The organism is Yeosuana sp., assembly GCF_057126245.1.
The window spans coordinates 1-23,014 of sequence record NZ_DBNGMQ010000089.1; the positions used below are offsets into that span (position 1 = coordinate 1).

A 23,014-nucleotide genomic window follows, 5' to 3' on the forward strand; every position below is an offset into this window, starting at 1 on the left:
CCCAATCACAAGAGCATCCTAGTTTTTTTAATTGTTCAAGAATAACACCACCATACTCATGTGTCCAAGCCCAAGCGTGTTTTAAAAACTCATCTCGTGACAAATCATTTTTGTCAATACCCTGCTCTTTAAGTTTCGCTACCACTTTTGCTTCAGTAGCAATGGAAGCATGATCAGTTCCAGGAACCCAACATGCATTTTTACCCTGTAAGCGTGCGCGACGTATTAAAACATCTTGAATGGTATTGTTAAGCATATGTCCCATATGCAGCACACCAGTAACATTTGGCGGCGGTATTACAATGGTATATGGTTCTCTTTCATCTGGCTCTGAATGAAAATAATTATGTGTCATCCAGTAATCATACCATTTATTTTCTACCTGACTTGCATCATATTTTGATGGAATTTGCATGCTTTGGAATAGTTTTTGAATTAATGTCCAAAAGTACTTATATTTCTTTTTCTGTGAAAACAAATTTTGGTATTGTCAAAAAAATTGATACCGATGAAAAATGTTAACAAACGTGTATTACGTCTAATATTTTTGCAGATTGTAGAAAAAGTACCTATGTTTACGAACACTTTAAAATTTTAATGATGAAACAATTAATTACTATTTTATTTATTGGTCTAATCAGTTTGTCTGTCAACGCACAAGACAAAACTGCTAAAATTAATTTTAAATCTGACACCATTGATTACGGTACTATAGAAAAAGGAGCTGACGGATTAAGAATATTTGAATTTACAAATAGCGGCGATGCACCTCTTATTGTATCAAGAGTAACGTCAAGCTGTGGCTGTACTGTTCCAAAATGGTCGAAAGAGCCAATTTTACCTGGAGCCACAGGAGAAATCCAAGTGAAATATGACACAAACAGAGTGAGCCCTATTAGAAAAACTATTACGGTTATTTCTAATGCAGACACACCGACAGTAGCCTTAAAAATAAAAGGAGAAGTTATAGATTCAAGTAAAGAAAGTGTTCTTGAAAAAAAAGGTAAAAGCCTTGTTGAACAATAAAAGAAACTTTTGATAACATTAAAAAGGACCTAAAACTAACATTGTTTGAGGTCTTTTTTATTGAAATACTTTTTCTAATTTAAAATAAACAGAAAATACTTTTTCGTTTCGTTGAATTGTAAGTTTTACCCTGGTTCCTTCTTTATCATAAAATTTATGCATTAAATTTTGTAATGTATATAAATGTGTTGATTTACCATTAATACTTAATATGATATCACCGAGCTCCAAGCCTGCTTTATCTGCTGGAGAATTTTCTCTAAGTTCTACAATAGAATAGGATGGCTTAAGAAAAAGTTTGTAGCTCGGGTCAAGAATAAATTTATTTATTTTATTAGTGTCTTCACTAATTAAGCCTTTATCATGACTCATCTTATAAACAACTTCTTTTATTACCCTAACGCCATCATGAGCTAATTCAATACCACTTTTATTATAACTAAATTCTTGTTTAAAAAAACTATTCTTTTTTAAAACAATAATGGCTTTCCGATAGTCAACTATTAAATTAAATCGTTTTAAAATACTTCCTGCCAAACTCCCATTTCTTGATTTAAATCGTTTTGCAAATGAAATTGAAGTAGAATCTGGAAAGGCAACATTTGCGTTTTTAAAGACAAACGAATTTAATGAAAATTCATCGATTTTAGAGCGTTTACCATAGACACTTCCACTTAATCCATGTCCCAAGAAGTCATTAAAAAATTTATTCCTGTGTTTTATTCCTAATTCTTGGTCTTCAAATAACCATAAGGCATCACTACCTCCCGAATCAATTAATAATTTCACCGGTATGGATTTTTCGTCAATTTTAACATGAGCGTTGAGGTAAGGTTTATTATTATAAAATTCTAAACTAAGAGTCTCGCACTTTTTACAATTCTTATATGTATAGTTTTCGGGCTCAGTTAACCTTATAATCTTCCTTGAATAATTAATTTCAACAATTAAATCCTTAAACAAATCATACCCAATAATCCCGTGAATAGGAGTACCTAATCTTGGAGTAAAATCAATTTTATCGTTAAATACTGCAAATAATTCATGATGAAATTTAACCGCATCCCCTAACCTGATAATATTGTTTTTTGACATTAGCGCTTCAACAGATTCCCCTTCACCTAATCCTCTTAGATAAATAGCTTCGGTATCCTTAATTTTTAATGAATCCGACATGCTCAAATAATTAAATAGAATCGTTTTACTTACGCCTGTATCTAATATAAAAGACAATTTAACATCATTAATTTCCACAGGAACAATGATTAAATTATTAATTAATTTGAAATGAATTTTTTCAGATTTTTTTAAATTTTGAACGACAAATTTATCTTGTGAAAAAACAAGAGAATTAAAACTTAAAAATAATATTAGAATGTGTAATACTTTATTCATATTATCAAGCATCAGTACTTTGCTTTATGAATTTACAAATCCTTTTTCCATTTGCTTTAATTATGCTTGTTTTTTAAATAAACTTTAAGATAATTTTCTCAACTTTGTATCTGAAAACAGATTAAAAATGCCGAAAATTTCGAAAAAAGGGCAATTAATGCCTCAATCACCCATAAGAAAGTTAGTACCTTATTCAGAACAAGCACAAAAAGAGGGTAAAACAGTATATTATTTAAATATTGGGCAACCCGATATAAAAACACCTCAGATCGCTTTAGATGCTGTTAAGGTGCATTCTTTGGATATATTAGCTTATACTAGGTCTGAAGGATCTGAAACATATAGAATTAAGATAGCTGATTATTATTCTAAAAACGACATTAACGTTACTCATGATAATATCATAGTAACCACCGGTGGAAGTGAAGCTTTACTTTTTGCTTTTGGAAGTATCATGGATATAGATGACGAAATTATTATTCCGGAACCATTTTATGCAAATTATAACGGATTTTCTACAGCTTCAAATATAAATATTGTTCCGGTTATCTCTAAAATAGAAGATAATTTTGCTTTGCCGCCTATAGAGGAATTTGAAAAGCTCATCACCCCAAAAACAAAGGCTATTTTAATATGCAATCCAGGTAATCCTACGGGTTATCTTTATTCTAAAGAAGAAATTAAAAAACTTGCCGACATTGTTAAAAAACATGATTTATTCTTAATTGCTGATGAAGTGTATAGAGAGTTTTGCTACGATGGAAACGCACATTATTCTATAATGCAAGAAGCTGGTTTAGAAGAATATGCTATCATGATTGATTCGGTTTCCAAACGATACAGTATGTGTGGAGCAAGGATTGGCTGTTTAGTTTCAAAAAATAAAGCAGTCATTCAAACGGTATTAAAATTTGCTCAAGCCAGATTAAGTCCGCCTACATATGCACAAATTGCCAGTGAAGCGGCACTCGAAACACCACAAAGTTATTTCGATGATGTTATTGAAGAATATGTAGAAAGGAGAAACATTTTGATTGCTGAGTTAAATAAAATTGATGGCGTGAAAGTCGCAAAACCTAAAGGCGCATTTTATTGCATTGTTGAGTTACCAATAAAAAATTCTGATGATTTTGCGCAATGGCTATTAGAGCATTTTGATGTTAACGGAGAAACCGTTATGGTGGCTCCTGCTGCAGGATTTTATTCAACACCAGGTGTTGGCCTAAACCAAATTAGAATTGCATACGTACTTAATAAAGAGAGTTTAATAAAAGCCGTGAATATTATTAAACAAGCTTTAAAAGTTTATAAAGATTAATGCATATTCATTATAACATATCTTTAAAACCATACAATACGTTTGGTATTGATGTCTTAGCTAAACAATTTATTTCGGTTTCAAGTATTTCTGAACTAAAAGACATTTTATCCCTAAAGAAATACCCAAACAAACTTATTTTAGGAGGCGGAAGTAATATGTTGCTAACTAAGAATCAAGACAAACTGGTTATTCATATCAATTTTAAGGGTATTGAAATTATTTCTCAAGACGATGATTTTGTTTTTGTCAAGGCCAATGCAGGGGAAAACTGGCATGAATTTGTATTATGGAGTATGGAACATGACTTTGGTGGTATTGAAAATTTATCATTAATACCAGGAAATGTTGGTACGTCACCAATACAAAATATTGGAGCCTATGGTGTTGAATTAAAAGACAACTTTGTTTCATGTGACGCGTTATCTGTAAGCACTTTAGAAATGTATACATTTACAAAATCTGATTGTCAATTTGGGTATAGAGATTCCATTTTTAAACAAAAAGAAAAGGGAAACTATATTATTACAAGTGTTATCTTTAAGTTTACAAAAAGAAACCACAATCTACATATTAACTACGGCACAATATCCTCCGAACTTGAATCAATGAATATTTTAAAACCAACTATTCAAGATGTTTCAAAAGTGGTCATTTCGATAAGAGAAAGTAAACTACCAAACCCCAAAGATATTGGCAATAGTGGCAGTTTCTTCAAAAATCCCATTATCACAAAAAAGCAATTTAATATTTTACTTCTAAATTTTCCTGATGCACCAAGTTACTCTGTTTCAGAAGATGAAATTAAAGTTCCCGCAGGTTGGCTCATAGAAAAAGCTGGCTTTAAAGGAAAACGTTTTGGAGACTATGGTGTTCATAAAAACCAAGCATTAGTATTGGTGAATTATGGTGAAGCAAAAGGCTCAGATATATTAAAACTCTCAGAATTAATACAAAATACGATTCAACGTATTTTTAATATTTTAATTGAGACTGAAGTAAATATCCTTTGATATAAAATAAATATCTAACTTTAAAGCTTTTAAGCTATATATTAAATTTATAATTTAAACATCACTCATCTTGATTTCACCAATAGAAAAAGAAATAGTCATCTTACTTGAAAGTGGAGATAAAAAAGCGATAACTTTATTATATGAGTATTATTCAGATGCTATTTACGGTGTTATTTTAAAGGTTATTTCAGATGAAGAAGTTGCGCAAGATGTGTTGCAGGAAAGCTTCGTTAAAATCTGGAAAAACTCAAAAAAATACGACGCAAGCAAAGCTAAATTATTTACTTGGTTATATCGTATAGCCTATAACACGGCTATTGACAAGGTTCGGTCTTTAAAAAACAAAACCAATAAAGAAGTCCAAATTGATATTTCTTCCGTATATAGAATAAAATCAAATGAATTAAATCAAGATGTTTTGGACATCCAAAAGCACCTAGGTACTTTAGATGAAAAATATCAAATTGTGATTAATGCTCTCTTTTTTGAAGGCATGACACAACAAGAAGCAAGTGAAGAATTAGATATTCCACTTGGAACCATAAAATCAAGATTAAAAATTGGATTACGTGAACTAAAAAAAATTTACAATCCTTAATAATAATAGTCATGAATGAAAAAATAACTACTTTTTTAAATTCTGGCCTCTTAGAAAAATATCTATTAGGAGAAACTTCTTCTGAAGAAACTCAATACATTGAAACGTTTATAGCGAGACATCCAGAAGTCGAGAACGCTTATAATACAATGCAATTTAACTTAGAGATTGTTGCTAAGCGTGATGCTGTAGAAGCTCCAAAAAGCATATTAAATGCCGTTTTAGAAGAACTAGATGAAACACCTGTAGTAAAATTAAACACTCAGGGGAAAAGCAAAAAATGGTATCAATATAGTATTGCTGCCAGTATTGTGGCTTTAATTTTTGCTGGACAAGCTTATGTTCTCCACGATAAAAATCAAAAACTTTCTGAAGAAAACCAAGTGGTTGTTGATGAAATTTTTGATTTAAGAAATGATATTGAAATGAACAACAGAAAGCTTGATGATGTTATGTATCAGTTTAAACAGCTTAACAACCCTGAAACATACAAATACATTATGCAGGGTAACAATAGAGCAAAAAACCTAAAAACGGTTGCTTACATTAACCCTAAAGAAAAAACATCTATGATTGATGTGGTTTCTTTACCACAATTACCTGAAGAACAATGCTACCAAATTTGGGCAGAATTGCAAGGTAAAATGGTAAGTTTAGGGATTTTAGATGAAACCGACAGACAACTTAGGGCTATTCCTTATACTGAGGATGCACTTGGTTTAAATATCACTATTGAACCTAAAGGAGGTAATACTATTGCTTCTTTAGAAAATTCGGTAGCAGAAATTCAATTAAAATAGATTAATAGCACTTACTAAAAAGCCTCATTTTAAATCTAAAATGAGGCTTTTTATTTTAAAATATTTCCGTATTTATTCTTTGTCGAAAAGTGATTTATGTATAAGACCAGCTGCAATCGCTCCAGTAATAGGCACTAACCAAAACAACCATAATTGACTGGTAAAATCGGTACCTACAAATAATGCTTGACTCGTTAATCTTGCTGGATTATCAGAGATATTTGTAATAGGAATACTAATTAAATGAATTAATGTTAAACCAAGACCAATAGCAATTGGAGCAAATCCCTTAGGAGCCCTTTCGTTTGTGCTTCCTCAAATGATTAATAGAAAAAATGCCGTTAATAAAAATTCGGCAACTAAAGCAGAAGTCATAGAATAACCTCTAGGTGACAATTCGCCATAACCATTAGATGCAAAACCTCCAATACTAACAAAATCAGACTTGCCAGATATTATTAGATATAAGGTTCCAGCAGCAGCTGCAATAGCAGCAATTAATTGAGCAAGAATATAACCCAATAAATCTTTTGCTTCAAATTTTCCATTAGTCCACAAACCTAGAGATACAGCAGGATTAAAATGCCCGCCAGAAATATGCCCTACCGCATAAGCCACAGTTAATACTGTAAGACCAAATGCCAACGCAACGCCAGCAAAACCTATTCCTAATTCAGAAAAAGCTGCTGCAAAAACAGCACTTCCGCAGCCTCCAAAAACAAGCCAAAAAGTTCCGATAAACTCTGTAAATAATTTTTTTATAAATTAAAAGTTAACGATTAGTTTAATAAATATAATAATTTTACTCATTTATACTCAAAAATATTTTGATTGTCACATTACATATCATTGCCCTTGTTGTGTAAGTTTTTTGTATAAAACCATTATCTTTGCATCAAAATTTTAATTACATGAAACTTCTATTAATAACAATTGCATTATTAGGGTTAGGAATCGCAGGAATTGCTATAAAAATCTGGGCTAAAAAAGATGGAAAATTTGCGGGAACCTGCGCTAGTCAAAATCCAGTATTAAACAAAAACGGTGAATCGTGTGGCTTTTGCGGAAAAACTCCAGACCAATTTAGCGATTGTAATGAACCACAACACGCTTCATAGTATATGACATTTCTTGACGTTGTATTCTACCTTTTTATTTTTGTAGTTAGTATTCAAGTCATATTTCATGTTTTTTTCTTTGGGAAATTTGCGTTTTTAAAACCAAAACAACAATCTGCAAGCAACCTTCCCATAAGTGTTATAATTTGCGCTAAAAATGAAGCAGACAATTTAAAAATATTTTTACCTTCAATCATTTCACAAGACTACCCGACTTTTGAAATTATTTTAATTAATGATGGTTCTAGAGACAAAACACTCAAGATGATGGAGTCTTTTGCTAGACAGTATGACCATATAAAAATTGTTAATGTAAAAAGCATTGAAGCGTTTTGGGGAAATAAAAAATACGCCTTAACGCTTGGCATTAAAGTAACTAAATATGAGCATCTCCTATTTACAGATGCGGATTGCGAGCCCGTCTCAAATCATTGGATATCAGAAATGAGTGCTTGTTTTAACAAAACTAAATCTATAGTTCTGGGTTATAGCCCTTATAAAAAAATCAAAAAATCGTTTCTTAATAAGCTTATAAGATTTGAAACCTTACAAACCGCTATAAATTATTTCTCATTCACCCAAATCGGATTACCTTATATGGGTGTTGGTAGAAATTTGGCTTATAAAAAAAGCGAATTTTTTAATGCTAATGGTTTTATTAGTCATATTGATGTTCTTTCTGGTGATGATGATTTGTTTATTAATCAGATTGCTACCAATAAAAATGTAGCCATTTGTTTTTCAAAAAATAGTTTTATTAAATCTTTACCTAAAACATCTTTTAAAACCTGGGTTGACCAGAAAAGAAGACATATTTCTACCGCAAACCATTATAAATTAAAACATAAAATATTATTAGCAATTCTTTACGCATCCCAGTTGCTTTTTTGGATACTTATGAGTATTCTACTTATAACTATATTTAAATGGCAAATTGTATTATCTCTTCTTCTCTTAAAGCTGATAATTTATTATGTAATTTTTGGCTATTCAGCTAAAAAACTAGGAGAAAAAGACCTGATTTTAACACTCCCTTTTTTAGAAATATTTTTAGTTATTACCCAATTAACTATCTTTATAAAGAATCTTATTTCAAAAGCAAATCATTGGAAATAAAAGAGGCTATTAAACGTGCAAAGCAAAACGATCAAAAAGCTTTTAATTACTTATTAGATACTTTTTGGGATGACGTTTATGGTTTTCAATTAAAACGAATTGAAAATGAAAGTGATGCCGAAGACATAACGATTCAAACATTTTCAAGAGCCTTCGATAAGATTGAAACGTTTGATGATAATTATACCTTTAAAACATGGCTTATAACTATTTCGAAAAATATTCACATTGACTTGTTAAGAAAAGATAAGAAAAAAATGTTACCTAAAAATTTGAATGATAACAAACATGCCTTTCAAATCTTAGATGAGTCTCCTTCTGCTGAAGATAAGCTAATTACAGAACAGAATTTAGCCAAACTACTTAGAGACATAAAAAAACTAAACCCTCACTATCAAGAAGTTATTAACTTAAGATACTTTCATGAATTGAGTTACAAAGAAATTTCAAAAGAGCTCGATCAACCTATAAATAATGTAAAAGTAAAATTATTACGAGCCAAAAAACTGTTGGCAGAAATTATTCAAAAGTCTTAAATGATAAACAAAATCAAAAACTTAGGTCCTGGTTTATTATTTGCAGGTGCAGCTATTGGTGTGTCACATTTAGTGCAATCAACGAGAGCAGGCGCTAATTTTGGTTTAGGTTTAATTTGGGCATTAGTACTCGTAAATTTATTTAAATATCCCTTTTTTCAATTTGGACCAAGATATGCTGCTGCTACAGGTGAAAGCTTACTTGATGGTTATAAAAAATTAGGCAAGGGTATTTTACTAACATATTTTATACTCAATATAGCGACTATGTTCACCATACAAACAGCCGTAACCATAGTAACGGCTGGATTAGCTTCTTCATTATTTGGTGATTTTATTAGTATTAAACTATGGACTATCGTTATTCTTGCTATTTGTTTTACACTATTAATTTTTGGAAAATACAAATTACTTGACCGACTAATGAAAGTTATTGTTCTAACTCTTACTGTTAGTACTATTATAGCGGTTAGTATGGCCTTTTCTAACAGTGCTAATTCCCTTTCAATGGAACTATTACTTCCAAAAAACAGCTTAGAAATAGCGTTTTTAATAGCCTTTATGGGTTGGATGCCAGCGCCTTTAGATGTGTCTGTTTGGCAATCGTTATGGGCTATAGAAAAAAATAAAAGCACCAACACATATAACCCAAAATCTGCCTTATTTGATTTTAATATTGGTTATATAAGTACCATCTTTATTGGTCTTGGGTTCTTATTATTAGGAGCTTTAGTCATGTTTAACAGCGGTGAAACATTTAGCGATTCTGCAGGTATTTTTTCAAATCAATTAATTAGCATGTACACAAAAAGTTTAGGTAGTTGGGCTTATTACATTATTGCCATAGCTGCGTTTACCACAATGTTTAGTACCACACTGACCACCTTAGATGCGTCACCAAGAGCTATGGAAAAATCTACCGAACTCCTTTTTAAAACATCCTCAAAACATGGTTATATGTTTTGGATTATTCTATTAACGCTTGGAACATTAAGCATCTTTTTCTTTTTAGCCTCTGAAATGGGAGTACTCATTAAAATAGCAACCATACTTTCATTTATGACGGCACCTTTTTATGCCATCATTAACTATAAACTCATATCAAGCCATCATACACCCAAAGATTGGCGCCCCTCCATTAAACTTCATATATTCAGTTGGTTAGGTATTATATTTTTAATAGGATTTAGCGTTTGGTATCTTACAACCTTATAGGAGTTGATTTAGAGAATACTTTGTATCTTTGTTGCTTTCTTTTTAAGCTATGAAAACAGAAACAATATCTAACATATTACCAGAACGCCAACCTAAACCAAAATGGCTTAGGGTTAAATTGCCTACAGGTAAAAAATACACAGAACTAAGAGGCTTAGTTGATAAATATAAACTCAATACTATTTGTACTTCGGGAAGTTGTCCTAATATGGGAGAATGTTGGGGGGAAGGTACCGCCACTTTCATGATTTTAGGAAATATTTGTACGCGCTCCTGTGGTTTTTGTGGTGTAAAAACGGGCCGTCCAGAAAGTATTGATTGGGATGAACCTGAAAAAGTAGCGCGTTCTATTAAACTCATGGAAATTAAACATGCCGTTTTAACCAGTGTTGATAGGGATGATTTAAAAGATATGGGTAGTATTATGTGGGCAGAAACTGTAAAGGCAGTGCGTAGAATGAATCCTGAAACAACCCTTGAAACCCTTATTCCAGATTTTCAAGGTATTGAACAACACATTGATAGAATTATTGATGTCGCTCCCGAAGTAGTGTCTCACAATATAGAAACGGTAAGACGTTTAACTCGTGAAGTTCGTATTCAAGCAAAATATGATAGAAGTCTCGGTGTTTTAAAATATTTAAAGCAACAAGGACAAAGAAGAACAAAATCTGGCATTATGTTAGGCCTTGGTGAAACAAGAGAAGAAGTGATTGAAACACTTCATGATTTAAAAGAGAATGATGTTGATATCGTAACTATTGGCCAGTATTTACAACCTAGTAAAAAACATTTACCTGTTCAAGATTTTGTTAATCCAGATCAGTTTAAAGAATATGAAGCGATTGGACTAGAGCTTGGTTTCCGACATGTTGAAAGTAGTGCACTGGTTCGTTCATCATACAGAGCGCAAAAACATATTCATTAATTATGATTAATGTTGCTATCAATGGATTTGGTAGGATTGGTCGTAGAGTTTTTAGATTACTTCAAAACAATGAAAACGTTCAAGTTGTTGTCATCAATGATCTTGCCAATGCCAAAACCCTAAGTCACCTGCTAAAGTATGATAGTATTCATGGTGTTTTAAATGCATCTGTATCGCATTCTGAAAATGAAATTTTAGTCAACAATGAATCTATTGACTTACTTAATCATTTGCATCCAAAAGATATTGATTGGTCTCCTTTTAAGGTTGATTTTGTTATAGAATCATCTGGAAAGTTTAAAACTCAATCAGACTTGCAGTATCATATTTTAAATGGTGGAAATCGCGTTATTTTGAGTGTACCTCCAATAGATGATAGCATAAAAACTATTGCTCTTGGGGTTAATGAAGACTCCCTAGATGGTTCTGAAAGCATTATTTCAATTGCATCATGCACAACAAACAATGCAGCACCAATGATTGATATTATTAATAAACTTTGTGGTATAAATCAAGCATATATCACAACGGTGCATTCATATACTACTGATCAAAGCTTACATGATCAACCTCATATAGATTTACGAAGAGCAAGAGCGGCAGGTCAATCCATCGTTCCTACAACAACAGGTGCTGCAAAGGCATTAACGAAAATTTTCCCTGAACTTTCAAATGTTATAGGTGGCTGTGGCATTAGAGTTCCTGTAGCAAACGGGTCCTTAACAGATATAACTTTTAATGTAAAACAAACCGTTACTATTATGGAAATAAATAATGACTTTAAACTTGCCTCAGAAAACCACTATAAAGGCATTTTAGAATATACTGAAGATCCAATTGTCTCTATTGATATTGTTGGAAATAGACATTCCTGCGTATTTGATTCTCAAATGACGTCTGTGATTGGAAATATGGTAAAAATCATTGGTTGGTATGATAATGAAACTGGATATTCACAAAGAATTATTGATTTATTGTGCAATTTATCGGAAAAAAGATACGGTTTATCGTAAAAATAATTATATTTGTCGATAATAGTGAAATAAAATGACCCCGACTAATAAATACCTACTAGCTATTTTTATGTTGTTGACTCTCAGTGTGTCATCACAAAACACTATTGAGCAAGATCCTGAAATTCTTAAAAACACCATAAATTATCGTATTACCCAGTCAGAATATGATATTGATAATTTTAATTATTTTGAAGCTCAAAAAAAGCTAGATGAAGCTTTAAAAATAGCTGAAAGCATAGGTGATAAAAAAAGTATAGGTTTGATTTATTCTAAAAAGGGGAAACTTCAACTTACTATAGAAGACCTAAACGAAGCCATCGTTTCTATTAATAAAGCAATTGAGGTTCAACGATTTGAAAAAGACAATGCTAATCTTGGTAATTCTTACAAAACATTTGGTGACATTTATAGAAGTAAAAAGAATTACAATCAAGCTATCGATTACTACATTTCTGCAAAAACTCTTTTTGAGCAGGAACAACTTAACAACAATTTAGCAGACGTATTATTACGCGAAGCAGAAACCTATTTTTATCTAAAAAATTACAGTAAAGCCAGAACTTTAATTGAACAGTCTCTCGGTTTAGCTAAGCGATTTGAATTACATAAAGTTGAAAGTAGTGCGCTTATAAATCACGGAAAAGTATATAATATTTTAGGAGATAATGAAAAAGCTCTTTCGTATGCAAAAGAAGGTTTAGAAATAGCAAAAGCTAATAATTATGATGAAATTCTTAATGAAGGTTATTTGGTCTTAAGCAATATTACTGAAAGCACTGGCAATTATTCTCTTTCAAATCAATACCTAAAAAGTCACTTAAAACTGTCCGATTCATTAAGAAGAATAAAAAGAGAAAATTTATCTGCAGAAAAAAAATATCAGTTTTTAATGAATGACCAAATTGAAAACAACAAAAAGCAAGAAGAAGAATTAGAAGAAGCCAAAAGTAAGAATGATTTAAGCACATTAATCTCCATATTAAGTGTCGCATTAATTACCATACTCTCATTATTAACCTTGTCTCTTTACAAAAACAACAATATAAGACTCAAAACCAACAATATGCTCCACAAAAAAAATTCGGAGCTTATTGTAGCTAAAGAAAAGGCAGAATTAGCCTCTAAAACTAAAGCTAATTTCTTGTCAACAGTAACTCACGAATTACGTACACCGTTATACGCCGTAACAGGTTTAAGTAGTATGTTGTTAGAAGAAAATCCTAGACCAGAACAGATTCAGCATTTAAAATCGCTAAAATTTTCAGGTGATTATCTTTTAACCTTTATAAATGATATTTTACAAATTAATAAAATTGAAGCTAATAAAGTTGAAATAGAACCAGAAACGTTCAACTTAAAAAAGAAAATAAACAATATTATTCTTGCTTTAAATAACTCTGCCGAGGATAATAATACAAAACTTCATTTAGAATATGAAAAAGGCTTACCACAGAATTTCATTGCAGACCAATTAAAAATATCACAAATATTAATTAACCTTATTGGAAACTCTATTAAGTTTACCAAAGACGGAGATATATGGATTAGGGTTTCTAAAATTAACGAAGAAAATGATATTTACAATCTACGTTTTGAAGTTGAAGATAATGGTATAGGAATAAGCCAAGAGAAACAAGAAAATATGTTTGAAAGTTTCTCTCAAGGGTCTATTCAAATTAATCGAAAATATGGTGGTACCGGTTTAGGCTTATCAATTGTAAAAGGATTAATAGATATTTTAAAAGGAAAAATTTATCTAAAAAGTGAATTAGATAAAGGAAGTTCTTTCTTTTTTGAAATTCCTTTAAAATATACTACGCAAGAAGAGGTTAAAGAAACTAAAAAACCTCAATTCAACGAGACTAAGGAGTTAGATTTAACAAAAGTTAAAGTGCTTGTGGTTGAAGACAATAAAATCAACCAAATGATTACTAAAAAAATACTTACTAAAATGCAACTTAGTTGTGATGTTGTTGATAATGGAGAGTCTGCCGTTGATATGGTTAAAACAAATAACTATAATCTTGTTTTAATGGATATTCATATGCCGGGAATAAGTGGTATTGAGGCAACCAAAATCATTAGAACATTCGACAAAGAACTTACCATTTTCGCATTAACCGCCGTTACTATTGAAGATAAAATGAAAGAGTTTGATGAAGCTGGTTTTACAGACATTATTCCAAAACCATTTAAGCAAGAAGAGTTTGAAAAGAAACTATTCAATGCACTTTCTAAAAATAAAACTACGATTTAGACTTAATAAATGCTTTTATTAAATCATTAAACTTACTAGCATCACTTATATTAACCTTGATTGGTAAATAGAATAGCTTTTCTTTTAATGAAGAGAATTTTTGCAGTCTCATAAAATCTTTTTCGGTAGTTATAATAAGTTCCTTTTTAGTTAAATTTTCAATATCATTTTCTGTAAAATCATAATGATCCTTAAAGTTTAAATGTTCAAATTTAAGCTGTTTTCTTTTCAAAAAAGCGACTAAGGGTTTTGCATTAGCGATACCAGTAACTAAAGTAAAATCCTTAAAAGACTCGAGAGGTTTACTAGAATTAAATGACAGCACTTTATCAGTATAATCAATACTACTAAAAAAAACACTTTGATGTTTTAATGGATTTATTTGTTTAATAATGTTATCCTTTTCAATAGTACTTAAATCAGTTGGACATTTAGTAATAATAATAATATTAGCGCGTACTGCACCGCTAATGGGCTCTCTTAAATTACCCGCTGGCAACAAAAAATCTTTTGTGAAGATATCATTATAAGTAGATAAAAGAATATTAAGCCCAGCCTTAACGCTTCTGTGCTGAAACGCATCATCCAGTAAGACTACTTCTAGAGATTTATTAATGGCTTTTAATGTATTTATACCATTAACTCTGTGAGCATCAACTGCTACAAGAATATTTTTATTAAATTTTGAATAAAATTGAAAAGGCTCATCACCTAAAGTCTCTGCGGAAGATTTATCGGTTGCCAATTGAAACCCTTTTGTTTTTCTTTTATAACCTCTACTTAATGTTGCTAAACTGTAATCATCTTTAAGTAGTTGTATTAAATACTCAATCATGGGCGTTTTTCCAGTGCCTCCAACACTCAAATTACCAACACAAATTACCGGGAAATCAAAAGAAATAGATTTCTTTATTCCTATATCATAACATGTATTACGCATCCAAGTTACTGCATAATACAAAGGAACTAATGGAAATAATAATTTTCTATAAAACTTCACAGGAATAAAATCTAATTTCGGATAATCTATAAAACACAAAGTAAAGATTATTTTTTTAAAAGCTATACCTTCATTGGTTGAAAATAAAATGCAACAGTTCACGTCAAATATTTTTATCTTTGATGGAAAACATATGCAATATGATTATTCAAGACGTTATTAAACATTTAGAAGATTTTGCTCCTCTGGCTTATGCTGAAGATTTTGATAATGTGGGCTTATTAGTTGGCGATAAAAAGGCTAAGTTAACAGGTGTTTTAGTAACCTTAGATACACTTGAAAATATTGTTGACGAAGCCATTCAAGAAAACTGCAATCTCATTGTAAGTTTTCATCCCATTATTTTTAAAGGTTTAAAAAAAATAACAGGGAAAACATATGTTGAGCGTGTTGTTTTAAAAGCCATTCAAAATAACATAGCGATATATGCCATACATACAGCTTTAGACAACGCACTTAAAGGTGTTAACGATGGTATCTGTAACCAATTGGAATTAATAAATAAGCAAATTCTCATTCCACAAATAGCAACTATAAAAAAACTAACCACGTTTGTCCCTAAAGAAGAAGCGGAATCGTTAAGAACTGCTCTTTTCGCAGCTGGAGCGGGTAATATTGGTAATTATTCAAATTGTAGTTTTAATACTGATGGCATTGGGACTTTTAACGGTAATGCCCAATCGTCACCAACAAAAGGAGAAAAAGGTAAAACTCATAAGGAAGAAGAAACACAAATAACAATTACCTATCCAAAACATTTAGAATCAAATATCTTACATACACTATTTAAAACACATTCATACGAAGAAGTTGCTTATGAAGTAACCACACTTGAAAATAAAAACCAACATAGAGGAATGGGAATGGTTGGAGAGCTGAAAGAACCCATGGATGAAATAACCTTTTTAAACTATTTAAAATCTAAAATGAATACGCCTCACATCAGACACTCTGCGCTATTGGGTAAACCCATAAAAAAAGTAGCCGTCTTAGGTGGCTCTGGAAGTTTCGCTATTGAAGCAGCTAAAGCATGTGGTGCTCAAATATTTATCACGGCCGATTTAAAATACCATGACTTTTTTACTGCCGAAAACAACATTATTTTAGCAGATGTTGGACATTTTGAAAGTGAACAATTCACAAAAAATATTTTAGTAGCATTTCTTACGAAAAAAATTACTAATTTTGCAGTCGTTTTATCAAAGACACATACCAATCCTGTTAAGTATTTTTAAAGTATGACAAAAAAGAAAGAAGTAACTGTTGAAGAGCGTTTAAGAGCTTTATACGATTTACAATTAATAGACTCTCGTATAGACGAAATAAGAAATGTGAGAGGAGAACTTCCTTTAGAAGTTCGTGATTTAGAAGATGAAGTTGCTGGGCTAAACATTAGATTAGAAAAATTAGTCTCTAGTTTAGATGTTACTGATAATGAAATTATTTCAAAGAAAAATTTAATTGAAGAAGCTAAAGCTTTAATTAAAAAATACAACGAGCAACAAAAAAACGTTAGAAATAATAGAGAATTTGATTCTTTAACTAAAGAAATTGAATTTCAGGAATTAGAAATTGAATTAGCTGAAAAGCATATTAAAGAATTCAGAGTTCAAATCGAGCAGAAGAATGAAGTTATAACAGAAACTAAAGAACGTTTAAAAGAACGTGAAAATCATTTGAAGCACAAAAAAAATGAACTTGACGCTATTCTAGCTGAAACTGAAAAAGAAGAAGATGCTTTAATTGCTAAATCTGATGATTACAAGCAAAAAATTGAAGAGCGTTTAGTTGCTGCTTATACAAGAATTCGTAATAATGTAAAAAACGGATTAGCTGTTGTACCTATTGAAAGAGGTGCTTCTGGTGGTTCTTTCTTTACGATTCCGCCACAAGTTCAAGTTGAAATTGCTTCAAGAAAGAAAATAATTACTGATGAGCATAGTGGTAGAATTTTAGTTGATGGAATTTTAGCTAATGAACAAAAAGAAAAAATGGCAAAGTTTTTCTCTAAACTATAATTCATTTTAAAATATAGTCTAAAAGCCTTCAAGATATTGAAGGCTTTTTTTATTTAATAAAACTTTCACATTAATTAACTTAAGGATTCATTATTTTGCTCGTCTATTATTAAAAAATTGTATATCATGAAAAAATTAGTTTCTCTATTTATAATTACCCTTTTATTTAGTTGTCAAAATTCGGCCCAAACAAACAAAGATCAAGAAGCCGTTATTAATGCTAAACCCGTTGAAGTTTCTTTGAAAGACGGTAAAGCCAGAGCTTATTTTGCAAGTGGCTGCTTTTGGTGCGTTGAAGCTATTTACGAAAGCATAAAAGGTGTTGATGAAGTAATAAATGGCTACTCTGGAGGACACACCAAAAACCCGACTTACGAAGCAAGTAATACGGGCAGAACTGGGCATGCCGAAGCAGTTGAAATAATTTACGATCCAGAAATCATAAGTTTCTCTACGCTTATTGATGTCTATTTTGGTTCACAAAATCCACTTCAAGTCAATGGTCAAGGACCAGATCGAGGCTCACAGTATCGTTCTATTATATTTTATCAAAACGACGAACAAAAACAGATTATAGAATCAAAAAAAGTTGCCTTATCTAAAAAACTTAATGCAGACATTGCTGCTGAAATTTATCCGTTTCAAAAATTTTGGAAAGCAGAAGAGTACCATCAAAACTATGAAAAGTTACATCCAGAAAATCGATATGTACAAGGAGTTTCAATACCTAGGTTAAATAGATTTAAATCTAAGTTCCCCGAATTACTTAAAGAAAACCATTAAAACTTGGTCGCTTTTAATGTAAATATTAGAGGGTATAATTGATTTTTTGTAGTGTACATACCTGATTTTGTTTTTACTAAATCTGGTAATACGTTATAAGGACTTTCATTAAATTCTTTTAAATATTCAATATGTAATCCTGCCTCAGTTAAAGCAGATACGAGTTCACCCAATCCATGATTCCAACCATACTCCTTACTTATCATTTTTGATTCTTGACTAGCATAGGTTCCTTCATATTCTTGATAAATCACCTCATCTTGCATATAACCAAATTTCATAATGGGTCGTTCTTCTAAATAATCAAACATCCAAACAATGGGATGAAATTCAGCAATAAAAAATGTGCCTCCTTTTTTTAAACGTTCAGAAATCATTTGCCCCCAAGGTTTCAAATCAGGCAACCAACCAATAACACCATAACTTGTAAAAACAATATCGAACGTATCTTTCACATACTTTGAAGTTTCTAATACATTGCAACAAAAAAATTGTGCATCAAGTTTCAATTCTTTATTTAATTCCTGTGCCAAATTAATTCCTTCATCACTAATATCAACAGCTGTACACGTCGCTCCCATCCTGCTCCAACTTAAGGTGTCTTGTCCAAAATGGCATTGCAAATGCAATAACGATTTTCCCATAACGGCTCCTAAGGCCTCAAGCTCGTAATTCATTAATGATGATTTCCCTTTTTTGAAAGCTTCCAAATCATACATCTCACTCTTGGCATGTACTTTGACCTTTTGGTTCCAAGTTGCTTTATTGATTTTAAAATAATTTTTATTAGAATTCATGTTCAAATTATATCTTTACAAAAACCTAAATTATGAAAAATTTCATTTACGCATTAGCTATCGTATTCATCGCTGTTTCATGTAAAGAAAATAAAAAATCCGATGCCACCCAAACACCTCTAAGTGTTGCTGAAAAAATAGCCAATGCGAATGGATTTAAACACTGGAAATATGTATCTGAAATAGACTTCACTTTTAATGTAGACAGAGATAGCACCCATTTTGAACGCTCATGGAATTGGAAACTAAAAACTAGTGACGTGACATTAATCTCTGGAAAAGACACCATTTTATACAACCGAAAATCTGTTGATAGCCTCTCATTAAATGCAGACAAAGGCTTTATTAACGATAAATTTTGGTTACTAGCTCCGTTTCAATTGGTTTGGGACAAAGGCACAAACATTTCCGAACCTAGCCTTGAAGAAGCCCCAATAAGCAAACAGCAGTTAAACAAAATAACGCTGACCTACCCTAGGGATGGTGGCTATACACCAGGTGATGCCTATGATTTTTATTATGGTAATGATTTTTTAGTCAAAGAATGGATTTATAGAAAGGGAAATTCTAAAGACCCTTCAATAATCACGTCATGGGAGAATTATGAAGATTTTAATGGATTAAAAATCGCAAAAGAACACAAAAAACCTGAAGGAAACTGGAAGCTTTATTTTTCTAATATTCAAATTAAATTCAACTAATTGTTATAAAAAATTAACAAGAATTTAAACATCTTAAATTAATCTGTAAGTTGTATCTAAGGCATAAATTTTTCGTCCTTTGCATCTAAATCTAAAAAAACCTCCGTTAAATAACTGAAGCATTTTATTTAATTTCATTAAAAACTATCCTTTAAAAGCTTCTTTTACATGCGTTCCATCACAATAGGGCTTATTAGTGGATAATCCACACCTACAAAATGCCGTTGTTTTATTTTTAGTCTCTTTAGTTCCATCTTTATGAGAAATATTTAAGGTACCATAAATCAATAAGGGTCCGTTTTCCATAACCTCTACTTTGGTTTCTAAAACACCAAAAGATTTATCTTTTTCATCATTCATATAAAAACTTAAAGCTCCGGAAGGACATGCCTTTACTTGATTAACCAAAGCATCCGTTTTAGCTGCATCAATCTTTATCCAAGGTTTGTCTTTGGGTTGAAAAACATGTGGTAAACCCTTAACACAAATAGCTGAATGTATGCATTTATGGGATTCCCAAACAATAGTTACCTCATCATTTGTATATTCTTTTACGTTACTCATACTAATATTTTTAAATAAATATACAAAAAAGTGAATACTACCATAACTAATATTTTTTGGCTTTCTTTCTAACTTTAGAATTCCTATTTTTGAGAAACGCTAAAACAATTCACTTTGTCAAACTATCAATTAGGTCTGGAATTCGCTAAGAATCAAGACCAAAATGACACCATATCATCTTATAGAAATCAATTTTATATTCCAAAAGACCAAACAGGTAATGATTTGATTTATATGACAGGAAACTCCCTCGGACTACAACCAAAAAGGACAAAAGAATATATCAACCAAGAACTTGAAGATTGGGCGAACTTAGGTGTAGAAGGACATACAGATGCTAAAAACCCATGGTTAAAATATCATGAATATTTAACAGAAAACATGGCTCATATTGTTGGTGCCAAACCCATAGAAGTAGTTGTAATGAATACCTTAACAGCAAATTTACATTTCATGATGGTTTCATTTTACAAACCAAAAGCAAAACGATATAAAATTCTTATTGAAGCCGATGCATTTCCTTCTGATAAATATGCTGTTGAATCCCAACTAAGGCATCACGGATACAATGATAAAGAAGGGGTAATTCTTTGGAAAGCAAGAAAAAGTGAAGAACTAGCCAGGTTTGAAGATTTAGAAACTATTGTAGAAACTCAAGGTGAAGAAATTGCCTTAATTATGATTGGAGGTGTCAATTATTACACTGGTCAGTTTTTTGATTTAAAGCGCATCACTGAATTAGGTCATAAACATGGCTGCATGGTTGGTTTTGACTGCGCTCATGGTGCTGGTAACGTTGAACTCAACTTACATGATTCTGGAGCCGATTTTGCAGTTTGGTGTACTTATAAATATCTAAATTCCGGTCCAGGTAGTTTAGCAGGATGCTTTGTACATGAGCGACATGCTTATAAAAAAGATTTGAATAGGTTTACCGGTTGGTGGAGTCATAATAAAGAAACCCGCTTTAGAATGCGTGATGAATTTGACCAACTTCCAGGTGCCGAAGGTTGGCAACTTAGTAATCCTCCTGTTTTGTCTATGGCTGCCATTAAGGCATCTTTAGATATGTTTAATGAAGTTGGCATTAAAAAACTAACTGAAAAATCTAAAAAGCTAACAGGTTATTTTGAGTTTTTAATTAACGAACTTAATAATAAAAATATCAAAATTATTACTCCCGAAAATCCAAAGGAACGTGGTTGCCAACTATCTATTCAAGTAAAAAATGCAAACAAATCACTGCATCAAAAATTAACTCAAGCTGGTGTGATTAGTGATTGGCGTGAGCCTGATGTGATTCGTTGTGCCCCTACACCTTTTTACAATTCATTTCAAGACGTACATCATTTGGTGGAACGCTTAAAAATCATTTTAAATGGATAGACAACAAAACATACTCATTATTGGCGCAGGACTTTGTGGGTCCCTACTGGCCTTGCGTTTAGGACAGCGAGGCTACAATGTAACCGTTATGGAAAAACGTCCCGATTTGCGTCAAGTTGAAATTAGTGCAGGTCGATCCATAAATCTAGCATTTTCTGACAGAGGCATTAAAGCCATGCGATTAGTTGGCATGGAAGAAAAAGCTAAAGCACTTTGTATCCCAATGAATGGACGAATGATTCATGACACAAAAGGGAATACGTTTTTATCTAATTATAGCGGAAGAGATTACGAATATATCAATTCTATTTCTCGAGGCGACCTAAACGCCTTACTATTAGATGAGGCCGAGACACATGAAAATGTAAACATATTCTTTAACCGAAAATGTAAATCTATTGATTTTGAAAATACAACCGCTCTTTTTTATGACTATCACTCAAAAAAAGATTTTGTAGAGGATGCCGATGTCATTATTGCCACTGATGGTGCTGGATCTATTTTAAGAAAAAGTTACTATTTAGCTAAAAAGTTTTTATTCAGTTTTTCTCAAGATTATTTAACGCATGGTTATAAAGAACTATCGATTTATCCAACAAAAGATGGTGACTATAAAACATATAAAAATGCCTTACATATTTGGCCAAGAGGTGATTTCATGGTTATTGCATTACCAAATTTAGATGGCAGTTTTACTGTCACTTTGTTTTTAAGTTATAATGAAGGTGAATACAATTTCGACAATTTAACTAATCCTGAGATGGTCACTGAATTCTTCAAAAAAGAATTTCCAGATGCCCTTGAGTTAATGCCAAACTTAGTTGATGACTTTTTTAAAAATCCAACGTCACCACTTGGCACTGTAAAATGCTCGCCATGGCATTTTAAAGGAAACACCTTACTTATGGGAGATTCTGCTCATGCTATTGTTCCGTTTTACGGTCAGGGCATGAATGCGTCTTTTGAAGACATTGTTGAATTTGATGCTGTTTTAGATCAACATAAAAAACCAAGTTCAAAAAGTGATTGGGAAGCCATATTTAAATCCTATGAACAAACCCGAAAAAAAGATACCGATGCCATTGCAGATCTAGCTATCGATAACTTTCATGAAATGAAAGAACATGTTAACAATGACTTGTTTAGAAAAAAACGTGATTTAGAAATGGCTTTAGAAAAGAATTTTCCAAGAGAATATTCATCAAAATATTCTCTTGTGACGTTTAATGAGCATATTGGTTATAGAGAAGCTATGCTTAAAGGACGAGCACAAGACAAAGCTATTTTAAATATGTTAGCTGATGGTGATATTTTGACTACGACTGATATCACAGAAAAAGAATTAAAAACTATCTTAGACAAAGTAAAAACTGAAACCGAAGCTATTCTTGAGGATGACAGAATTGCTGGATTAAAATAAGAAACT

At 31.6% G+C, this 23,014-nt stretch carries 23 protein-coding genes and 1 pseudogene; 18 read left to right on the top strand and 6 right to left on the bottom strand.

Annotation, left to right across the window (positions count from 1 at the left end; genetic code table 11):
* A partial coding sequence (locus AC15TD_RS12145) for a class I tRNA ligase family protein (protein ID WP_484452421.1) occupies positions 1-415 on the bottom strand: 415 nt, incomplete at its 3' end.
* Between the two features lie 185 nt (positions 416-600).
* Here AC15TD_RS12145 and AC15TD_RS12150 point away from each other — a divergent pair.
* Positions 601-1,026, top strand: coding sequence for a DUF1573 domain-containing protein (locus AC15TD_RS12150; protein ID WP_484452422.1), 426 nt, complete (start codon positions 601-603; stop codon positions 1,024-1,026).
* Positions 1,027-1,083: 57 nt separating this feature from the next.
* Here AC15TD_RS12150 and AC15TD_RS12155 read toward each other — a convergent pair whose 3' ends face one another.
* Positions 1,084-2,421 (bottom strand): retropepsin-like aspartic protease, encoded by a 1,338-nt coding sequence (locus AC15TD_RS12155; RefSeq protein WP_484452423.1) that lies wholly within the window; start codon positions 2,419-2,421, stop codon positions 1,084-1,086.
* Positions 2,422-2,548: 127 nt separating this feature from the next.
* On the opposite strand from AC15TD_RS12155, the gene AC15TD_RS12160 reads away from it, so the two are divergent.
* The 4 genes from AC15TD_RS12160 (at position 2,549) to AC15TD_RS12175 (ending at position 6,153) form a co-directional block, all read left to right on the top strand.
* Positions 2,549-3,739 (top strand): pyridoxal phosphate-dependent aminotransferase, encoded by a 1,191-nt coding sequence (locus AC15TD_RS12160; protein WP_484452424.1) that lies wholly within the window; start codon positions 2,549-2,551, stop codon positions 3,737-3,739.
* A complete protein-coding gene (gene murB / locus AC15TD_RS12165; protein WP_484452425.1) occupies positions 3,739-4,752 on the top strand; it encodes a UDP-N-acetylmuramate dehydrogenase in 1,014 nt (337 codons plus the stop codon). Before AC15TD_RS12160 ends, murB begins: the two co-directional genes overlap by 1 nt.
* Before the next feature lie 70 nt (positions 4,753-4,822).
* The gene (locus AC15TD_RS12170; protein WP_484452426.1) at positions 4,823-5,353 is read left to right on the top strand and encodes an RNA polymerase sigma factor; all 531 of its coding nucleotides are present in this window, start codon (positions 4,823-4,825) and stop codon (positions 5,351-5,353) included.
* An 11-nt stretch (positions 5,354-5,364) separates the two neighbouring features.
* Positions 5,365-6,153 (top strand): anti-sigma factor domain-containing protein, encoded by a 789-nt coding sequence (locus AC15TD_RS12175; RefSeq protein WP_484452427.1) that lies wholly within the window; start codon positions 5,365-5,367, stop codon positions 6,151-6,153.
* Between the two features lie 72 nt (positions 6,154-6,225).
* On the opposite strand, the pseudogene aqpZ reads toward AC15TD_RS12175, so the two are convergent.
* Positions 6,226-6,915 (bottom strand): annotated as a pseudogene (gene aqpZ, locus AC15TD_RS12180) (aquaporin Z).
* A gap of 149 nt (positions 6,916-7,064) precedes the next feature.
* Here aqpZ and AC15TD_RS12185 point away from each other — a divergent pair.
* The 7 genes from AC15TD_RS12185 to AC15TD_RS12215 all read left to right on the top strand — a co-directional run bounded on the left by AC15TD_RS12185 (position 7,065) and on the right by AC15TD_RS12215 (position 14,339).
* Positions 7,065-7,271 carry a membrane or secreted protein gene (locus AC15TD_RS12185; protein WP_484452428.1) on the top strand — a complete coding sequence of 69 codons (207 nt, stop codon included), beginning with the start codon at positions 7,065-7,067 and terminating at the stop codon, positions 7,269-7,271.
* 3 nt (positions 7,272-7,274) lie between these two features.
* Complete coding sequence (locus AC15TD_RS12190; RefSeq protein WP_484452429.1) at positions 7,275-8,387, top strand: glycosyltransferase; 1,113 nt, start codon at positions 7,275-7,277, stop codon at positions 8,385-8,387.
* Complete coding sequence (locus tag AC15TD_RS12195; protein ID WP_484452430.1) at positions 8,378-8,923, top strand: RNA polymerase sigma factor; 546 nt, start codon at positions 8,378-8,380, stop codon at positions 8,921-8,923. The genes AC15TD_RS12190 and AC15TD_RS12195 overlap by 10 nt, the downstream gene beginning before the upstream one ends.
* A complete protein-coding gene (locus tag AC15TD_RS12200) occupies positions 8,924-10,138 on the top strand; it encodes an Nramp family divalent metal transporter (RefSeq protein WP_484452431.1) in 1,215 nt (404 codons plus the stop codon). It begins immediately after the preceding gene.
* A gap of 49 nt (positions 10,139-10,187) precedes the next feature.
* Entirely contained in the window at positions 10,188-11,066 is an 879-nt protein-coding gene (gene lipA, locus AC15TD_RS12205) for a lipoyl synthase (protein WP_484452432.1), read from the top strand.
* 2 nt (positions 11,067-11,068) lie between these two features.
* Complete coding sequence (gene gap / locus AC15TD_RS12210) at positions 11,069-12,079, top strand: type I glyceraldehyde-3-phosphate dehydrogenase (RefSeq protein ID WP_484452433.1); 1,011 nt, start codon at positions 11,069-11,071, stop codon at positions 12,077-12,079.
* 88 nt (positions 12,080-12,167) lie between these two features.
* Complete coding sequence (locus AC15TD_RS12215) at positions 12,168-14,339, top strand: ATP-binding protein (RefSeq protein ID WP_484452434.1); 2,172 nt, start codon at positions 12,168-12,170, stop codon at positions 14,337-14,339.
* Here the strand turns inward: AC15TD_RS12215 and lpxK are convergent.
* Positions 14,329-15,441 (bottom strand): tetraacyldisaccharide 4'-kinase, encoded by a 1,113-nt coding sequence (lpxK, locus tag AC15TD_RS12220; RefSeq protein ID WP_484452435.1) that lies wholly within the window; start codon positions 15,439-15,441, stop codon positions 14,329-14,331. The two genes, AC15TD_RS12215 and lpxK, sit on opposite strands and share 11 nt — an antisense overlap.
* 38 nt (positions 15,442-15,479) lie before the next feature.
* On the opposite strand from lpxK, the gene AC15TD_RS12225 reads away from it, so the two are divergent.
* The 3 genes from AC15TD_RS12225 (at position 15,480) to msrA (ending at position 18,140) form a co-directional block, all read left to right on the top strand.
* Entirely contained in the window at positions 15,480-16,574 is a 1,095-nt protein-coding gene (locus AC15TD_RS12225; protein ID WP_484452436.1) for a Nif3-like dinuclear metal center hexameric protein, read from the top strand.
* A 3-nt stretch (positions 16,575-16,577) separates the two neighbouring features.
* A complete protein-coding gene (locus tag AC15TD_RS12230; RefSeq protein WP_484452437.1) occupies positions 16,578-17,357 on the top strand; it encodes a zinc ribbon domain-containing protein in 780 nt (259 codons plus the stop codon).
* A 126-nt stretch (positions 17,358-17,483) separates the two neighbouring features.
* Positions 17,484-18,140: a peptide-methionine (S)-S-oxide reductase MsrA gene (msrA, locus tag AC15TD_RS12235; RefSeq protein ID WP_484452438.1), complete on the top strand. Its 657-nt coding sequence runs from the start codon at positions 17,484-17,486 to the stop codon at positions 18,138-18,140.
* On the opposite strand, the gene AC15TD_RS12240 is transcribed toward msrA, so the two are convergent.
* Positions 18,137-18,937, bottom strand: a complete 801-nt coding sequence (locus tag AC15TD_RS12240) for a class I SAM-dependent methyltransferase (protein WP_484452439.1) — start codon at positions 18,935-18,937, stop codon at positions 18,137-18,139. The two genes, msrA and AC15TD_RS12240, sit on opposite strands and share 4 nt — an antisense overlap.
* Positions 18,938-18,969: 32 nt before the next feature.
* Here AC15TD_RS12240 and AC15TD_RS12245 point away from each other — a divergent pair, with 32 nt between their 5' ends.
* The gene (locus tag AC15TD_RS12245) at positions 18,970-19,638 is read left to right on the top strand and encodes a hypothetical protein (protein WP_484452440.1); all 669 of its coding nucleotides are present in this window, start codon (positions 18,970-18,972) and stop codon (positions 19,636-19,638) included.
* Positions 19,639-19,782: 144 nt separating this feature from the next.
* On the opposite strand, the gene AC15TD_RS12250 is transcribed toward AC15TD_RS12245, so the two are convergent.
* Positions 19,783-20,202: a (4Fe-4S)-binding protein gene (locus AC15TD_RS12250; RefSeq protein WP_484452441.1), complete on the bottom strand. Its 420-nt coding sequence runs from the start codon at positions 20,200-20,202 to the stop codon at positions 19,783-19,785.
* 114 nt (positions 20,203-20,316) lie between these two features.
* On the opposite strand from AC15TD_RS12250, the gene kynU reads away from it, so the two are divergent.
* Together kynU and AC15TD_RS12260 are read left to right on the top strand one after the other, a co-directional pair.
* Positions 20,317-21,588 (top strand): kynureninase, encoded by a 1,272-nt coding sequence (gene kynU, locus AC15TD_RS12255; RefSeq protein ID WP_484452442.1) that lies wholly within the window; start codon positions 20,317-20,319, stop codon positions 21,586-21,588.
* Complete coding sequence (locus tag AC15TD_RS12260; protein WP_484452443.1) at positions 21,581-23,008, top strand: FAD-dependent oxidoreductase; 1,428 nt, start codon at positions 21,581-21,583, stop codon at positions 23,006-23,008. Before kynU ends, AC15TD_RS12260 begins: the two co-directional genes overlap by 8 nt.
* Positions 23,009-23,014 lie beyond the last annotated feature (6 nt).

What these genes read in the sequence shown, in the direction of transcription:
- AC15TD_RS12150 (WP_484452422.1), top strand. Translation starts at nt 601, where the DNA reads ATGAAACAATTAATTACTATTTTATTTATTGGTCTAATCAGTTTGTCT.
- AC15TD_RS12155 (WP_484452423.1), bottom strand. Translation starts at nt 2,421, where the DNA reads ATGAATAAAGTATTACACATTCTAATATTATTTTTAAGTTTTAATTCT.
- AC15TD_RS12160 (WP_484452424.1), top strand. Translation starts at nt 2,549, where the DNA reads ATGCCGAAAATTTCGAAAAAAGGGCAATTAATGCCTCAATCACCCATA.
- murB (WP_484452425.1), top strand. Translation starts at nt 3,739, where the DNA reads ATGCATATTCATTATAACATATCTTTAAAACCATACAATACGTTTGGT.
- AC15TD_RS12175 (WP_484452427.1), top strand. Translation starts at nt 5,365, where the DNA reads ATGAATGAAAAAATAACTACTTTTTTAAATTCTGGCCTCTTAGAAAAA.
- AC15TD_RS12185 (WP_484452428.1), top strand. Translation starts at nt 7,065, where the DNA reads ATGAAACTTCTATTAATAACAATTGCATTATTAGGGTTAGGAATCGCA.
- AC15TD_RS12190 (WP_484452429.1), top strand. Translation starts at nt 7,275, where the DNA reads ATGACATTTCTTGACGTTGTATTCTACCTTTTTATTTTTGTAGTTAGT.
- AC15TD_RS12200 (WP_484452431.1), top strand. Translation starts at nt 8,924, where the DNA reads ATGATAAACAAAATCAAAAACTTAGGTCCTGGTTTATTATTTGCAGGT.
- lipA (WP_484452432.1), top strand. Translation starts at nt 10,188, where the DNA reads ATGAAAACAGAAACAATATCTAACATATTACCAGAACGCCAACCTAAA.
- gap (WP_484452433.1), top strand. Translation starts at nt 11,069, where the DNA reads ATGATTAATGTTGCTATCAATGGATTTGGTAGGATTGGTCGTAGAGTT.
- AC15TD_RS12225 (WP_484452436.1), top strand. Translation starts at nt 15,480, where the DNA reads ATGATTATTCAAGACGTTATTAAACATTTAGAAGATTTTGCTCCTCTG.
- AC15TD_RS12230 (WP_484452437.1), top strand. Translation starts at nt 16,578, where the DNA reads ATGACAAAAAAGAAAGAAGTAACTGTTGAAGAGCGTTTAAGAGCTTTA.
- msrA (WP_484452438.1), top strand. Translation starts at nt 17,484, where the DNA reads ATGAAAAAATTAGTTTCTCTATTTATAATTACCCTTTTATTTAGTTGT.
- AC15TD_RS12240 (WP_484452439.1), bottom strand. Translation starts at nt 18,937, where the DNA reads ATGAATTCTAATAAAAATTATTTTAAAATCAATAAAGCAACTTGGAAC.
- AC15TD_RS12245 (WP_484452440.1), top strand. Translation starts at nt 18,970, where the DNA reads ATGAAAAATTTCATTTACGCATTAGCTATCGTATTCATCGCTGTTTCA.
- AC15TD_RS12250 (WP_484452441.1), bottom strand. Translation starts at nt 20,202, where the DNA reads ATGAGTAACGTAAAAGAATATACAAATGATGAGGTAACTATTGTTTGG.
- AC15TD_RS12260 (WP_484452443.1), top strand. Translation starts at nt 21,581, where the DNA reads ATGGATAGACAACAAAACATACTCATTATTGGCGCAGGACTTTGTGGG.